This is a genomic window from Azonexus sp. MM2026_4 (assembly GCF_055901855.1).
In genome coordinates, this window is sequence record NZ_CM148380.1 from 924750 (window position 1) to 940017 (window position 15268).

The following is a 15268-nucleotide window of genomic DNA, read 5'->3' on the forward strand; positions in this document are numbered from 1 at the left end:
TGTTATAAGGAATAATTGTATGACCTGGCAAATGAATGTCGATCCTTTCGACAACATCGGCCTGTCCGCGCTGGTCGCGGCCCTGCCCATCGCCTTCCTCTTCTGGGCGCTCGCCATCAAACGCATGAAGGGCCATTTCGCGGCCCTCGGCGGTACCGGCATCGCCTTCCTGATCGCCATCTTCGTCTATGGCATGCCGGTTGACCTGGCCGCATTGTCCACGCTGTACGGCGGCGCCTTCGGCCTTTTCCCGGTGTGCTGGATCGTCATCACCGCGCTCTTCATCTACAACATGTCGGTGAAGACCGGCCAGTTCGAGGTGATCAAGAACTCGCTCGCCTCGATCTCCGACGACCGCCGTCTGCAGGCGCTGCTGATCGCCTTCTCCTTCGGTGCCTTCATCGAGGGTGCGGCCGGTTTCGGCACGCCGGTGGCGATCACCGCGGCGATGCTCGCCGGCCTCGGCTTCAACCCGCTGTACGCGGCGTCGATCTGCCTGATCGCCAACACGGCGCCGGTCGCCTGGGGCGCCATCGGCATTCCCATCGTCGTCGGCGGCCAGGTGGCCGGCATTCCCGATCTGGCGCTCAGCCAGATGGTCGGCCGCACCCTGCCCTTCCTCAGCTTCCTGGTGCCGCTCTACCTGGTCATCCTGATGGCCGGCTGGAAGAAGGGCCTGGAAGTCTGGCCGGCCTGCCTGGTCAGCGGCGGCTCCTTCGCCATCGCCCAGTATTTCTCGGCCAACTCGCCGCTCACCGCGCCGCTGCTGCCCGACCTGATCGCCTCGATCGCTTCGATCGTCTGCACGGTCGCCTTTCTCAAGGTCTGGCACCCGAAGGAAAGCTGGCATTTCGCCGACGAGCCGAAGCGCGAAGGCAAGGCCAAGCTGCTTTATACCGGCGGGCAGATCTTCCGCGCCTGGGCACCGTTCATCATCCTCTCGCTGTTCGTCTGCGCCTGGGGCATCAAGCCGGTCAATCAGGCGCTCGACCAGATCACCAAGACCGTCTTCAACTTCGCTTTCCCGATCGCCGGTCTCGACCAGATGGTGATCGACCAGGCCGGCAAGGCGAAGGCCGCGGTGTACAAGTTCAACGTGCTGTCGGCTGCCGGCACGGCGATCCTCTTCGCCTGGTTCTTCTCCATCGTCGTCATGGGCGCCTCGCTGAAGACCGCCGGCGGCGTCGCCCGCGACACGCTGGTCACGCTGAAATGGCCGATCGTCACCATCGCCACCATCCTCGGCTTCGCCTACATCATGAACTTCTCCGGCATGGCCATCACGCTCGGCTACGCCGTCGCCACGACCGGCGTCGCCTTCCCGTTCTTTGCCGCGCTGCTCGGCTGGCTGGGCGTCTTCATGACCGGTTCCGACACCTCGACCAACGCGCTGTTCGGCAAGCTGCAGGCGGTCACCGCCGAGAAGATCGGCATCGACCCGGTGATCACGATGTCCGCCAACACCTGCGGCGGCGTCTGCGGCAAGATGATCTCGCCGCAGTCGATCTCGGTCGCCACCGGCGCCACCGGCATGGTCGGCCGTGAATCGGAAATCTTCCGCTTCACCTTCAAGCACTCGATCGGCATGGCCGTCGTCGTCGGCGGCATGCACATGCTGTGGGCCTACGTCTTCCCGGGCATGGTGCCGACCTACGTCAAGCCGGTCGCGGCGGCCGCTGCTGCTGCCGCCGGCGCCGTGCAGGCGGCGATCAACCCGGTCGGCCTGATGTGGCTGGGGATTTTCGTCGCCATCATCACCTGCGTCACCTTCCTGGCCCGCCGCCTCGGCGCCGACCTCGAAGCGCCCGCCGCCGGCCACGACGAAGTGCATTTCCACTAAGCAACACCGCCGCCGGGGCCCGCCCCGGCGGCATTGACCGCCCATCAAGGGCGGACAACTGGCTACAATCGCCGCTGTTTCGTTTTCTTCTCCCCGGGAATTTCCATGTCTGATTCCGCGTCCGATCCGCGCAAGGACGAACCCCTGCGCACCGATATCCGCCTGCTCGGCCGCCTGCTCGGCGATACCGTGCGCGACCAGGAAGGCGACGGCGTCTTCGAGATCGTCGAAAAGGTCCGCCAGACCGCCATCCGCTTCGCCCGCGACGGCGACCCGGCAAGCCGCGCCGAACTCGCCGCGCTGCTCGATCCGCTGCCGCGCGACACCACCCAGGCCGTCGTCCGCGCCTTCAGCTACTTCCTGCAACTGGCCAACATTGCCGAGGACGAGCACCACATCCGCCGCCGCCGCGCCCACGACCTGCTCGCCGCGCCGCCGCGCGAAGGCAGCCTGCTGTTCGCGCTCGACGCGCTGGCCGAGGCCAAGGTCTCGCCGGAAGCCATCGCCGACTTCTTCGCCCACGCCCTGGTCGCCCCGGTGCTCACCGCGCACCCGACGGAAGTCCAGCGCCAGAGCCTGCTGCGCAATCATCGCGACATCGCCCGCCTGCTCGACCGGCGCGAACGTCTGCAACTGACGCCGGAAGAGGAAGCCGACAACGAACTGGCGCTGGCCAACGCCATCCTCACCCTGTGGCAGTCGCGCATGCTGCGCCCGACCCGGCTCAAGGTGATCGACGAGGTCAAGAACGGCATCAGCTATTTCAAGGAAACCTTCTTCAGCGAACTGCCGCGCCTCTACATCCAGGCCACCGAACAACTGCAGAAACGCTACCCGGAAACGCGCTGGGCGCTGCCGCCCTTCTTCCGCGTCGGCTCGTGGATCGGCGGCGACCGCGACGGCAACCCCTTCGTCACCGCCGAAATCCTGCGCGAGGCGCTGCGCCTGCAATCGGCCGCCGTCATCAACCACTACCTCGACGAAGTCCATGAACTGGGCGGCGAGCTGCCGCTCTCCGAACTGCTGGTCGACATCACCCCGGAACTGCGGGCGCTCGCCGAACGATCGCCCGACCGCTCGCCGCAACGCATCGACGAACCCTATCGCCGCGCGCTGTCCGGCATCTACGCCCGCCTCGCCGCCACCGCCCGCGCCCTCGACCATGTCGAGCCGGTGCGCCACGAGATCGGCCAGGCCGAGCCCTACGCCAACCCGGGCGAGCTGCGCCACGAACTGAAGGTGCTCGCCAGCTCGCTCAAGCTCAACGGCGGCGCCCGCCTCGCCGGCGGCCGCCTGCGCCGGCTGCTGCGCGCGGTGCAGGTGTTCGGCTTCCACCTGGCGCCGATCGACCTGCGCCAGAATTCCGAAGTGCACGCCCGCACCGTCGCCGCGCTGCTCGCCGCCGCCGGCCGCTGCCCGGACTACGAGGCGCTTTCCGAAAACGAGCGGATCGACCTGCTGTGCGCCGAAATCGCCTCGCCGCGCCCGCTCTATTCGCCCTGGCTCAACTACGACGAGGAAAGCCGCGGCGAACTGGCGATCTTCTTCGCCGCCCGCGAACTGCGCGAGCAATACGGCAGCGCCGCCCTGCCCAACAGCATCATCTCGAAGACCGACGGCGTCTCCGACCTGCTCGAACTGGCGCTGCTGCTCAAGGAGGCCGGGCTGCTGCGGCCGGGGCCGGAACCGGCGCTCGACGTCAATATCATCCCGCTCTTCGAAACCATCGAGGACTTGCAGAAAAGCGCCGCCATCATGGACTGGCTGTTCGCGCTGCCCGCCTACCGCCGCCTGGTCAGCGCCCGCGGCGACGAACACGAGGTCATGCTCGGCTACTCGGACAGCAACAAGGACGGCGGTTTCCTGACCTCGGGCTGGGAGCTTTACAAGGCTGAAATCCAGCTCGCCGAAACCTTTGCCGAACACGGCATTCGCCTGCGCCTGTTCCATGGCCGCGGCGGCTCGGTCGGCCGCGGCGGCGGTCCGTCCTACCACGCGATCCTGGCCCAGCCGGCCGGCGCCGTTTCCGGGCAGATCCGCCTGACCGAACAGGGCGAAGTGATCTCGACCAAGTACGGCAACCCCGACACCGGCCGCCGCAACCTCGAAGTGCTGCTCGCCGCCACCCTGGAAGCCAGCCTCACCGACCACGAAAACCGCGTCGAACCGGCCAGCCAGTTCCACGGCGTGATGGACGAACTGTCGCAGCGCGCCTTCAATGCCTACCGCGGCCTGGTCTATGAAACCCCAGGCTTCACCACCTACTTCCGGCAATCGACGGTGGTTTCCGAAATCGCCTCGCTCAACATTGGCAGCCGCCCGGCATCACGCAAGGCCTCCGAGCGCATCGAGGACCTGCGGGCGATTCCCTGGGTCTTCTCGTGGGCTCAATGCCGGCTCATGCTGCCCGGCTGGTACGGCTTCGGCAGCGCCGTCGACGGCTGGCTGGCGGAAAACCCCGACGGTCTAGCGACGCTGCGCCGCATGCTGAAGTCCTGGCCCTTCTTCCAGAGCCTGCTCTCGAACATGGATATGGTGCTGGCCAAGACCGACCTCGCCATCGCCTCGCGCTATGCCGAACTGGTCGGCGACAATGAGCTGCGCGAACGCATCTTCGGCCGCATCGTCGGCGAATGGCAACTGACCCGCCGCCACCTGCTGGCCATCCTCGAACAGGACGATTTCCTCGCCGACAACCCGATGCTCAAGCGTTCGCTGCAACTGCGCGCGCCCTACATGGACCCGCTCAATCACCTGCAGGTCGAACTGCTCAAGCGCCACCGTGCCGGCGACGGCGACGAGCGCGTCGCCCGCGGCATCCACATCACCATCAACGGCATCGCCGCCGGCCTGCGCAACAGCGGCTAGAATCCCCCGCCATCATGCCCAATCCGATCAAACGCACCGTATTCTTTATCTCCGACGGCACCGGCCTCACCGCTGAAGCCCTCGGCCACAGCCTGCTGACCCAGTTCGAGGACGTCGAATTCCGGCAGATCCGCGTCCCCTTCCTGGACAGCATCGACAAAGCCCAGGAAACGCTGCAGCGCATCAACGCGCAAGGCGAAGCCGACGGCATGCGGCCGATCGTCTTCACCACGCTGGTCAACCAGGACCTGGCGACGATCATCCACCAGGCCGACGCCTTCTGCCTGTCCTATTTCGAAACTTTCCTCGCCCCGCTGGAAGTCGAACTCGGCCGCAAATCCAGCCACACCGTCGGTCGCTCGCACGGCACGGCGGAAAGTTCGGAATACAAGAAGCGGATCGAAGCGATCAACTACACCCTGGCCCACGACGACGGCATCACCGACCGCGACCTCGAGGAGGCCGACGTCATCCTGGTCGCCGTCTCGCGCTGCGGCAAGACGCCGACCTCGCTCTACCTGGCCATGCAGTTCGGCCTGAAAGCCGCCAACTTCCCGCTGATCCCGGAAGACTTCGACCGCGGCCGCCTGCCCGGCACGCTGGAAAGGCACCGCAGCAAGCTGTTCGGCCTCACCATCCAACCCGAACGCCTGCATCAGATCCGCGAAGAACGCCGCGCCGGCAGCAAATACGCCGCGCTACCGAACTGCCGCTACGAGATCGCCGAGGCCGAAAAGATGATGCGCCGCGAAGGCATCCGCTGGCTGGATTCCTCGACCAAGTCGATCGAGGAAATCTCGGCCACCATCCTGCAGGAACTGAATCTGCGCTGAGGAGCGGGAAAACAGGAAAAATACGGTTTCCCGGCAACGGGAAACCGTATTGACGCTCAAGCCACCTTGGGCAGCGCCTGGCGCTCGGCGTAGATCAGGTCACAGATGCGGGCTTCCGGACGATAACCGGTCACCAATTCCTGGATGCGCGCCCGGACAACGGGATAGTCGTCGCTCTTGATCGCATCAATGGTCGATTGCAGCTTCTGCTTCAACTCGTCCCAGGAAATGTAAGCCTCCTGGGCGCGCATGATCATCTGGTGCTGAGTCGGCAGAACATCATCACCAATCAACAGCTCCTCGTAGAGCTTTTCACCGGGACGCAGGCCGGTGAACACAATCTCGATATCGCCGTTGGGATTCTCGGCGTTGCGCACGGTAAACCCGGAAAGACGGATCTTCTTTTCCGCCAGTTCGACGATCTTTACCGGTTCGCCCATGTCGAGGACGAACACGTCGCCGCCCTCGCCCATCGACCCCGCCTGGATCACCAGTTGCGCCGCTTCGGGAATGGTCATGAAGTAGCGCGTGATCTCCGGATGGGTCACCGTCAGCGGCCCACCGTTTTTCAGCTGCTCGCGAAAAACCGGGATGACAGAACCGGAAGAGCCCAGCACGTTGCCGAAACGCACCATCGTAAACCGCGTCTGATTGCGTACCTTGACCTGACCGTAATCGCGGAACAGCGCCGGCTGCGGCTCGCGCGCCAGCGCCTGCAGCACCAGTTCCGCCATGCGCTTGGTACAGCCCATGATGTTCGTCGGGCGCACCGCCTTGTCGGTGGAAACCAGGACAAAATTCTGCACGCCGGCGACAATGGCCGCCTGCGCGGTATGCAAGGTACCCATCGTGTTGTTGAAGAAGCCCTCGGCCACGTTGTACTCGACCATCGGCACGTGCTTGTAAGCCGCAGCGTGATAAACCGTATTGACCTGCCAGGTCTGCATCACGTCCAGCAAGCGCCCGAAGTTTCCGACCGAGCCCAGGATGGGGATCAGGCGCGTATCCAGTGAACGCCCCTTGATCAAACGCTCCAACTCGCCGTGAATGGCGTACAGCGAATATTCCGAATGTTCAAACAGCACCAGTATCCGTGGCGCGCTGGTCATCACCTGGCGGCAAAGTTCGGAACCGATCGAACCACCGGCACCGGTGACCAGAACCACCTGCCCACGAATGCAATGCTCGAACAGGGCGGTATCCGGCGCCACCGGCTCACGTCCCAGCAAATCGCAAATATCGACTTCCTGGAAATCATTGACCTTCACCCTGCCACTGGCCAGATCCATGAACCCCGGCACCGTGCGCACGTGCAAGGGAAATTTGCCGAGCTCGTTGAGAATTTCCCGCCGCCGGTTGCGGCTGACGGAAGGCACCGCCAGCAGCACTTCCTTGACGCCAGTGCGTTTGATCATTTCGGCAATCTGGTTGCCGGAAAACACCGGTATCCCGTCAACGGCGCGGCCTACCAGATCGCCATCGTCATCGACAAAAGCCACCGGCTGCATCTCCCGGCCAATGCGCAGAGAAGTCAATAGCTGCTGCCCCGCACTGCCAGCGCCGTAAATGGCTACGCGCGGCAACTCAGAGACATGATTGACCTCGACGCGCGTGGAAACGGTCTGGCTCAAGAGAACACGCATCAGAACCCGGACACCGCCGATCATCAGGAGCGCAAATGCGCCGTACAGGATAGGCAGGGAACGCGGCACCACCCAGGCCGGCGAATGCCCGCGCAACAGGATGACGAGCGCCAATATGGCAGCGGAAAGAAAAATCGCCTTGAACACCGTCAACAAGGCCCGCGCACCAAAGTAGCGAACAACTGCGCGATACATCCCGGTCAGAACGAAAATCGGGATCGTATATAGCGGCACGAAAAGGAACAGCCAGGCGTGCCGCCCCAGGGGATCGATGGGAAACGCCGTGTCGAAACGGACAAAAAGACCGAGCCACAAGGCCAACCAGATCAATACAACATCAACCGCAACCTGCAGACCGCGCTTTTGTGCCCAGGAAAGCTTCAGCAAAGGATGACAGAACCCGCCGCACCTGCCTACCTGGTCACCTTCTATTTTTGCGTTTGTGTCCAAAGCCGAGCTCATGAATTACGTTCGGGCTAGCATTCTAGCATGCAGCCCAAATGTAAAGAACTGTCAAACTTTCATTTGCTCGAAAGCAAGCTGCTGATTGCGAATCAGCAAATGGCACGAGCCATGACGTCGCGCAACACCTGCCCGGCCTTATCGATCTCCGCGTCGCGCAGGGTGGGATGAACCAGCATCATCAATGCCGTCTCGCCAAGTTCATGTGCCACCGGCAAACCTGGCTCGGGCCGCCAGCCGGTTTCGTCAAAAGCTCTTTCCAGATAGACCTCGGAGCATGAACCGGAATAACACGGCACGCCAGCCGCATTGATTTCCGCCATGATGCGATCACGGGACCAGCCCTCCCCCAGCATCTCGGGACGAACGAACATGTAGAACTTGTACCATGCATGTTCCACCTCGGCAGTTGGCAGAGGCACCCGCAACGCCGGAGAAGCCACAGCCGCGTTGACCAAGCGATGGGCATTCGTCGTGCGAGCAGTATGCCATTCAGGCATCCGCGCCAACTGTATGCGACCAATCACCCCTTGCAACTCCGTCATCCGCCAGTTGGTACCAAACGACTCATGTACCCAGCGAAAACCTGGCGGATGTTGACGCTCGTACACAGCATCCCAGGACTTGCCATGATCCTTGTACGACCAAGCCTTCTTCCACCAATCGCGCCGATTCATCGTCAACATGCCACCCTCGCCACCTGTAGTCATGATCTTGTCCTGGCAGAAGGACCATGCCCCGAAATGGCCTATCGAGCCAACCGCCCGCCCCTTGTAGCGCGCGCCATGCGCCTGGGCGCAATCTTCGATGACGTACAGCCCCTTTTCATCGGCCAGCGCCATGATCTCATCCATCTCGCACGGCCAACCGGCCAAATGCACACAGATGATCGCCCGCGTACGCGGTGTCAGAACCGCCCGAACGGTATCTGCCGTAATATTCTGCGAATCGCGATCCACATCGGCGAAAACCGGCACAGCCCCGGCCGTCACAATGCTGGAGGCCGAAGCCAGGAAGGTGCGCGAGGTCACTACCACTTCGTCGCCCGGACCGATATCGAGGACTCTCAGTGCCAGATCAAGTGCCAACGTACCGTTTGCCAGAGCAATTGCGTACTCGCTGCCGCACCAGGTCGCAAACTCCTTCTCGAATTCGCGGCATTCCTGGCCGGTCCAGTAATTGACCTTGTTCGAAAGTAGCACACGCGAAACGGCTTCAGACTCTTCCTGCGTGAAGCTCGGCCAAGGGGAAAACGGGGTATTCAACATTTCTCAATCCTTGATCAACGGCCGGGCTGGATTACCGACCACAGTAACACCCGGCGGAACATCCTTGGTCACCACCGCACCCATACCAACAACTGCAGCACGCCCAATTACCAAGGGCTTGCCGGGAATCCCCTGACGAATTACTGCGCCAGAGCCGATGTAAGCGTGATCATGAATATGCACATTACCGTTGCACTTGACGCCTGGTGCAAAGGTAACAAAATCGCCGATCACGCAATCGTGCTCGACGTAGCTGTAGAGATTCGCCTGGAAATGAACGCCAATCCGAATATTGGAAGTCAAGGTCACGAACGGACTCAGAATAGCCCCATCGCCAAGCGCCACATCATCCATCTCGACGACATTGGCCGCACGAATATTCCAGAAATGGACACCTGCTCCAATGCAACGCCCCGCCAGCATCTCGCGTACACGACTGTTGGCGATTGCTAATGAGGCATATCGCTCCACACAATCCTCAGCGAGGAACTGCTCGAAAGTCAGCACGCGGTGGCCGTTAACCTCCAGAGCCGGCGGGTTGTCATCAACGAACACTAACTGATCCGCCGGAATACCTGCCTGCGCAAGCTGTGCCCGGGCCAGCGGAATGATGCCGCGACCACAACCGTTAGCACCATAAATAGCGAACAAATTAGCCATCAGATTAAAAACCGAGATTAGAAAACATCCGACATGACAAATTCACGCCGAAAGTCGGCCCCTTGATAGGCACCGTCAAATAAACGGAATCCAAACTGATATTCAAACAGGTTGGGGGTTAGGAAATTTTCAGCCGAAAATTTCCCATCAAGCAAAACTCTGTATTTCTGATGTCGCTCTATCGAGTTCAATCCATTCTGGTTAATATGCAAAAGGTTCCAGACACCTTGATACTCCTTGACAACGAGTCCCAGCTTTCTGTCCACCTTTGCGCCTGGCATGGAAAATCGCCAGTTGGCCTGTACCTCGTCGAGCGAATCCCATTCGATTTCGGCAGGCTTCAACAGCGCCTTCTGCAAATCCTGGTTGTCCAGAATTTCACCTCCGGAAAAATCAAAAACCCCATCCGGAATCAAAAGTGTCCAGCCTAGATTCCGGATGAAACCGGGTGCCGAATTCGCGTTCGGAAAACCGTAAACCATCGATGCGCCGTCGGTCTCGAGCATCGAATAAACCCGCTTGGCTAACTCGGTGAATAGGCCCTTCCCCCTGCCATCTGGATGAACCATGGTCGTCATCGAACGATAAGCAACAAAAGATTTCCCTCGGAAACTCAAGCGTGTGGGAAGAACTGCATAGTGCCCGAGCAATTTTCCGTTTTCATAAAAAAGGGAGACATATGGCTCACCCACTGGATTATCGATATAAAACCAACGCCACTCATCGCGGGATAGCGGTTTACCGAACGAGTCCAGGAAAAGCTGTCCGATTTCCTCTTCCTTGTCAAGAAGCGCCTTTTTATCCTTGAGATCCAAATACATCAAATAGTCTCCAAATCAGTTTTTCTTGTTGGCATGCTGATCATAACGAGTTGCCGTTGCCTGCCCTGGCATAGAAATCCCCTCTCGCCCCAGGACGACTGGAATTGTCTTCAAAAAAATCTCCAGATCCATCCTGAAACCGAAGCGCCGGACATATTCGACATCAAGAGAAAATTTCTGATCCCAATCCAAAGAATTCCGCCCACGAATCGCAGGGAGACTGGTAATTCCAGGAGTCGCATCAAATCTCTCCGGATACTTCTCAAGAAGCTGTGATTTGTACGCCGGAAGTGTTGCCCGGGGACCGATAAAACTCATTTCTCCCTTCAGGATGTTAACAATCTGCGGAAGTTCGTCGAGACTCGTACTGCGCAACAAACGTCCGAAGCGTGTCAGCCTGACTTCATCCGGCAAAAGCTCTCCATCCGGACCACGAGCATCTGTCATCGAGCGGAACTTGTACAACCTGAATTCTGTGGCGCCTCGACCAAGGCGAGTTTGCGAAAAGATCACCGGCGATCCGAGTTTCAAACGAACCAATATAGCTACGACAAGCAACAATGGCCAAAGAAGCAACACGATCCCAAGCGCCAGCGCTAGATCGCAGGCACGCTTACCGAACCTCCCCCAAAAACCATTGCACATCAGATGCTCTCCCTTAGCAAAACGAAAGCTTCGGCTGCCTCAACGCCGATATGCGTGCCACGAACACGTGCCAAGGCCCGCAACGCCTCAATTGAACGCGGCAGATGATCGGCTTGAAGCTGGGAAGCATAGCGCCTCATCGCATCGAGCTTTTTTTCCAGCGAATCGGAAATATCAACGAAGACGTTCGGTTGAAATGGAGGCGCAAGATAGGGAGGAGCAAGGTGAGTCTCGGACAAAGTTTCATAAGCCAATACCCGCTTGACTTGACGCCCCATCTCGAGATACGGCCGGCATGCGACGGTCGCTGCATATGCAATTGCATGATGATCTTGGTGCAAATCGTGGGAAAACGGTATGTAGAGCTCTTCGGGTTGAACCTCCTTCAAAACGCTGGTCACAACCTGATTGATTTGCCAAGCTGGCACGTTATCCAGACAAGCGGCGGGCAGTTCTCGAAAAAGCAAATCCGCTACTCCGAGCCCAGCACAAGCTTCCTTTGCCTCCCCGCGAATGCGGTCCCACATTGCCGGTTCCCAAAGAGGATGCTTATCCTCTCCATGCCCGGTCAAGACAGCAACAACCACTCTTTTGCCCTGATTGGCAAAGCGGGCGATAGTCCCCCCCATGCCCAAAACCTCATCGTCGGCATGCGGCGCCAATACGAGAATCGTCATATTCTCTCTTCCTTTCAAACCCGCGGATCAACGACGGTCTCGGGCAATACCTGAAAAAATTTGTTTGAAACGCGTAACACCTGCCGACAAGGATAACTCCCGCCAGTAATAATCCTGTCCGAGCTTGCCCATTGCAGCCAGTTCACTGCTCGACATTTTTGCGAGCGCCATTGCTGCAGCAGCAATAGCGTCCGGATTCTCGGAAAGCGCTGTCAGCCCGCATCCTGCAACATTCACCAAATCGGCAGCGTCACCGCTCACCGCCATCAGGATAGGTTTCCCGGCTGCCATGTAAGCCTGCGTCTTGGAAGGAATCGTGATGCGATAAAGCTCATCGTCCTTTAGATGAACCAGCAGAGCATCCGCAGCCTGCAACACTGCGCCGACTTCTGCCATCGGCACGCGCGGCAGGAAAAGTACATTCTCAAGTCCCCTGCTTCGCGCCTGTTCTTTTAGTGCATCACATTCGGTGCCGCTTCCCAGAAAGATAAAACGAATCCTGGGGGCCATATCCCTAACGATCTCTGCAGCTCTAAGCACGGATGCCAGCCCTTGCCCCTTGCCCATCGTCCCGGCAAACAGGATGTTAAATCCTTCCGGCAGGGAACTTGTACGTTCGCCAATTTCCGCCGCGTTGAATATCGACGACTCATCGCACCAGTTATAGATCACCTCGATTTTGCGCTCATCAACACCGCGGCTGATCAGGAGATTCCGGAAGCCCGGAGATAGCACGACGATCTTGTCCACCTTGCGGTAGACCCACTGGCAGACTTGCTCCACCACCGTCAGGATTTTCTCGTTACCCAACATACCTGATGCTCGCAAGCTGTCAGGCCACATATCCTGGATGTCGTAGACCACCGGGATACGTCGCAACAACCTGACAATGCCGGCTGCAACCCCGACGGTTAACGGCGGATGATAAGCATAAATTACGTCAGCCCGACGCGCACCGAAAAGGGTATAGAGCAACAGGGAAGCTGAAAAACTCAGGTAATTGACAATACGTCGAATAGCGGAAGAATCATGACTCGGATAAAGCGGAACCCGAGTGATTTTCACACCATCGATTTCCTCCCGTTGAATCGGTCGAACACGATAACCTTGATACAGCTTGCCTCCCGGGTAATTCGGGAAACCCGTCACCACCTCAACCTCGCACCCTTGGCGCACCAACTCTCGCGCAAAAGCCAAGCCTTTGGGAACGGGTTCAGGATCGAACCATTGGGTCAGCAACAGAACGCGCACGTTTTCAGTACCGCTTCCAGACCACCCGATTCACGTAATCGGTATAGCTGTGGATGATGCGCAGCACCTTGTCGGAGACATTGGGCATGCTGTAGTCCTCGACCAGACGCAGGCCACGGGTTTCACCGCGCGGCTGTGTCTGGAGGATGGACAGCCCCTGGCGGACGCGCTCGACTTCCAGGCCCACCATCATCACGGCGGCTTCTTCCATGCCTTCCGGGCGTTCGTGTGCTTCGCGCAGGTTGAGCGCGGGGAAATTGAGGATCGACGATTCCTCGTTGATCGTTCCGCTATCCGACAACACCGCCTTGGCCGAAAGCTGCAGCTTGACGTAATCGTGGAAGCCCAGCGGCTTGAGCAGGCGCACCATCGGGTGGAACTTGGCGCCCGTCGCATCGACACGCTTTTGCGTCCGGGGATGCGTTCGACACGATGACCGGCAGGTTGTAGTCCTCTGCCACAGCGTTGAGCACCGCTACCAGCTTGGAGAAGCAGCGTTCCGACTCGATGTTCTCTTCGCGGTGCGCACTGACCACGAAGTAGCCTTCCGGCTGCAGCTCCAGGCGCTGCAGCACATCCGACGCCTCGATCCGCGGCCGGTAGTGATTCAGGACCTCGAACATCGGGCTGCCGGTCTTGATCACCTGGTCGGGCGCCAGACCTTCGCGCAGCAAGTAGTCGCGGGCGATGGTGCTGTAGGTCAAATTGATGTCGGCCGTGTGGTTGACGATACGGCGGTTGGTTTCCTCGGGCACGCGCAGGTCGAAACAACGATTGCCGGCTTCCATGTGGAAAATCGGGATCTTGCGCCGCTTGGCCGGGATCACTGCCAGGCAGCTGTTGGTATCGCCCAGCACCAGCATCGCTTCCGGATTCTCGGTAGCCAGCACCTGGTCCACGGCGATGATCAGGTTTCCGATGGTATGCGCCGCGCCACTGCTGCCGCTCGCGCTGTTCAGGAAATGATCCGGCTTGCGCACGCCCAGGTCGTCAAAAAAGACCTGGTTCAGTTCGTAATCGTAATTCTGCCCGGTATGCACCAGCACATGCTCGCAATGCTCGTCGAGGCGGGCCAGCACGCGCGACAGGCGAATGATCTCCGGCCGGGTACCGACCACGGTCATGACTTTGAGTTTTTTCATCGTTATACGTTCGAAAAGTGATTTGTTCAGAGCGGTGCGGAAAAAGTATCCGGGTGCTCGCGATCGAAGATTTCGTTGGCCCACAGCATGACAACCATCTCGTCATCGCCGACATTGGTGATGTCATGGGTCCAACCGGGAACCGTCTCGACGATCTCCGACTTCTCGCCGGACGTGAACAGCTCGTAACACTCGCCGCTCTGCATGTGGCGGAACTTGAAGCGCGCCTTACCCTTGATGACCAGGAACTTCTCGGTCTTCGTGTGGTGATAATGCCCACCGCGGGTAATCCCCGGATGTGCCGTGAAGAAAGAAAACTGGCCACAATCCGGCGTCTTGAGCATCTCGACGAAGACACCCCGCGCGTCGCCATGTTGCGTCACCGGGTAGGCGAACGCCTCCTTCGGCAGATAGCTGACATAGGTGGAATACAGAGCGCGCACCAGGCCCGTGCCAACACGCTCAGTAATCAGCGTATTGCGGCTCTCCCGGAAAGAACGGATCAGTCCGGCAAGCTCGCCAACCGTCGTCGAGTACTGCGGCGCCACCGTGACAAAACCCTCCGGCGACGGTTGCGGATCGGCACCGTCCATCAACTGGAGAAAACGGGAGACAACATCATCGATATAAACCAGGGTGACAGGCGCTGCCGGATCATTGACCTGGATCGGCAGATCGCGGGCAATGTTGTGGCAGAAAGTGGCCACCGCCGAATTGTAATTCGGCCGGCACCACTTACCGAAAACATTCGGCAGACGGAAGAGATAAACCGGAAAACCGAACGCCTGGCCGGCGCTGCGCAAGACCTGCTCTGCCCCCAGCTTGCTCTGCCCGTAAGGGTTGTCGCGATCCGCCTGGATCGACGAGGTGTAAATCACCGGGATCGCCTTGCCGCCTTCCCGCACCGCACGGCCGACCGCTTCGCACAGTACCGACGTCAGGTCGGTGTTGCCGGTCACGAACTCCTGCGGATCCTGCGGGCGATTGACGCCAGCCAGGTGAAACACGAAATCGACACCGGCCAATTTGGACGGCAGGTCATCCAGGCTGTCCTCGCGTTCGAAGGAAACTACCTCGACATCCTTGCGTTCCGCCAGGAACAACTGCAGGTTCCGGCCGACAAAGCCGGCCGCCCCAGTGATCAGCACCTTCATCGGA

Annotated in this window: 13 protein-coding genes; 3 read left to right on the plus strand and 10 right to left on the minus strand. The window is 59.8% G+C overall.

From position 1 onward, the window contains the following. The first annotated feature begins 19 nt into the window (after window positions 1–19). From AC0KWY_RS04325 to ppsR, 3 genes are all read left to right on the plus strand, one after another. On the plus strand, window positions 20–1840 hold the full coding sequence (locus AC0KWY_RS04325; RefSeq protein ID WP_474028419.1) for an L-lactate permease: 1821 nt from the start codon (window positions 20–22) through the stop codon (window positions 1838–1840). 105 nt (window positions 1841–1945) lie between these two features. Then, window positions 1946–4708 (plus strand): phosphoenolpyruvate carboxylase, encoded by a 2763-nt coding sequence (gene ppc, locus AC0KWY_RS04330; RefSeq protein WP_474028420.1) that lies wholly within the window; start codon window positions 1946–1948, stop codon window positions 4706–4708. A 14-nt stretch (window positions 4709–4722) separates the two neighbouring features. After that, window positions 4723–5541, plus strand: a complete 819-nt coding sequence (gene ppsR, locus AC0KWY_RS04335) for a posphoenolpyruvate synthetase regulatory kinase/phosphorylase PpsR (RefSeq protein WP_416691951.1) — start codon at window positions 4723–4725, stop codon at window positions 5539–5541. 56 nt (window positions 5542–5597) lie between these two features. Here the strand turns inward: ppsR and AC0KWY_RS04340 are convergent, their stop codons facing one another. From AC0KWY_RS04340 to wbjC, 10 genes are all read right to left on the minus strand, one after another. Further along, on the minus strand, window positions 5598–7646 hold the full coding sequence (locus tag AC0KWY_RS04340) for a polysaccharide biosynthesis protein (RefSeq protein WP_474028421.1): 2049 nt from the start codon (window positions 7644–7646) through the stop codon (window positions 5598–5600). 92 nt (window positions 7647–7738) lie between these two features. Further along, window positions 7739–8914, minus strand: coding sequence for a DegT/DnrJ/EryC1/StrS family aminotransferase (locus AC0KWY_RS04345; RefSeq protein ID WP_474028422.1), 1176 nt, complete (start codon window positions 8912–8914; stop codon window positions 7739–7741). Between the two features lie 3 nt (window positions 8915–8917). Then, entirely contained in the window at window positions 8918–9574 is a 657-nt protein-coding gene (locus AC0KWY_RS04350; protein ID WP_474028423.1) for a NeuD/PglB/VioB family sugar acetyltransferase, read from the minus strand. Window positions 9575–9591: 17 nt separating this feature from the next. Next, the gene (locus AC0KWY_RS04355; protein WP_474028424.1) at window positions 9592–10395 is read right to left on the minus strand and encodes a GNAT family N-acetyltransferase; all 804 of its coding nucleotides are present in this window, start codon (window positions 10393–10395) and stop codon (window positions 9592–9594) included. Window positions 10396–10410: 15 nt separating this feature from the next. Continuing rightward, window positions 10411–11040: a sugar transferase gene (locus AC0KWY_RS04360; RefSeq protein ID WP_474028425.1), complete on the minus strand. Its 630-nt coding sequence runs from the start codon at window positions 11038–11040 to the stop codon at window positions 10411–10413. Further along, window positions 11040–11717 (minus strand): PIG-L deacetylase family protein, encoded by a 678-nt coding sequence (locus tag AC0KWY_RS04365; RefSeq protein ID WP_474028426.1) that lies wholly within the window; start codon window positions 11715–11717, stop codon window positions 11040–11042. Before AC0KWY_RS04365 ends, AC0KWY_RS04360 begins: the two co-directional genes overlap by 1 nt. A 27-nt stretch (window positions 11718–11744) precedes the next feature. Then, entirely contained in the window at window positions 11745–12968 is a 1224-nt protein-coding gene (locus AC0KWY_RS04370) for a glycosyltransferase family 4 protein (RefSeq protein ID WP_474028427.1), read from the minus strand. A 4-nt stretch (window positions 12969–12972) separates the two neighbouring features. After that, window positions 12973–13338 (minus strand): UDP-N-acetylglucosamine 2-epimerase, encoded by a 366-nt coding sequence (locus AC0KWY_RS04375; protein ID WP_474028428.1) that lies wholly within the window; start codon window positions 13336–13338, stop codon window positions 12973–12975. After that, a complete protein-coding gene (locus AC0KWY_RS04380) occupies window positions 13259–14110 on the minus strand; it encodes a UDP-N-acetyl glucosamine 2-epimerase (RefSeq protein ID WP_474028429.1) in 852 nt (283 codons plus the stop codon). Before AC0KWY_RS04380 ends, AC0KWY_RS04375 begins: the two co-directional genes overlap by 80 nt. 26 nt (window positions 14111–14136) lie before the next feature. Then, on the minus strand, window positions 14137–15264 hold the full coding sequence (gene wbjC, locus AC0KWY_RS04385; RefSeq protein ID WP_474028430.1) for a UDP-2-acetamido-2,6-beta-L-arabino-hexul-4-ose reductase: 1128 nt from the start codon (window positions 15262–15264) through the stop codon (window positions 14137–14139). Window positions 15265–15268 lie beyond the last annotated feature (4 nt).

Coding starts and splice junctions, on each gene's coding strand:
- AC0KWY_RS04350 (WP_474028423.1), bottom strand. CDS start 9,574: ATGGCTAATTTGTTCGCTATTTATGGTGCTAACGGTTGTGGTCGCGGC.
- AC0KWY_RS04345 (WP_474028422.1), bottom strand. CDS start 8,914: ATGTTGAATACCCCGTTTTCCCCTTGGCCGAGCTTCACGCAGGAAGAG.
- AC0KWY_RS04365 (WP_474028426.1), bottom strand. CDS start 11,717: ATGACGATTCTCGTATTGGCGCCGCATGCCGACGATGAGGTTTTGGGC.
- AC0KWY_RS04375 (WP_474028428.1), bottom strand. CDS start 13,338: ATGGTGCGCCTGCTCAAGCCGCTGGGCTTCCACGATTACGTCAAGCTG.
- AC0KWY_RS04325 (WP_474028419.1), top strand. CDS start 20: ATGACCTGGCAAATGAATGTCGATCCTTTCGACAACATCGGCCTGTCC.
- ppc (WP_474028420.1), top strand. CDS start 1,946: ATGTCTGATTCCGCGTCCGATCCGCGCAAGGACGAACCCCTGCGCACC.
- AC0KWY_RS04380 (WP_474028429.1), bottom strand. CDS start 14,110: ATGAAAAAACTCAAAGTCATGACCGTGGTCGGTACCCGGCCGGAGATC.
- AC0KWY_RS04340 (WP_474028421.1), bottom strand. CDS start 7,646: ATGAGCTCGGCTTTGGACACAAACGCAAAAATAGAAGGTGACCAGGTA.
- AC0KWY_RS04355 (WP_474028424.1), bottom strand. CDS start 10,395: ATGTATTTGGATCTCAAGGATAAAAAGGCGCTTCTTGACAAGGAAGAG.
- ppsR (WP_416691951.1), top strand. CDS start 4,723: ATGCCCAATCCGATCAAACGCACCGTATTCTTTATCTCCGACGGCACC.
- AC0KWY_RS04360 (WP_474028425.1), bottom strand. CDS start 11,040: ATGTGCAATGGTTTTTGGGGGAGGTTCGGTAAGCGTGCCTGCGATCTA.
- wbjC (WP_474028430.1), bottom strand. CDS start 15,264: ATGAAGGTGCTGATCACTGGGGCGGCCGGCTTTGTCGGCCGGAACCTG.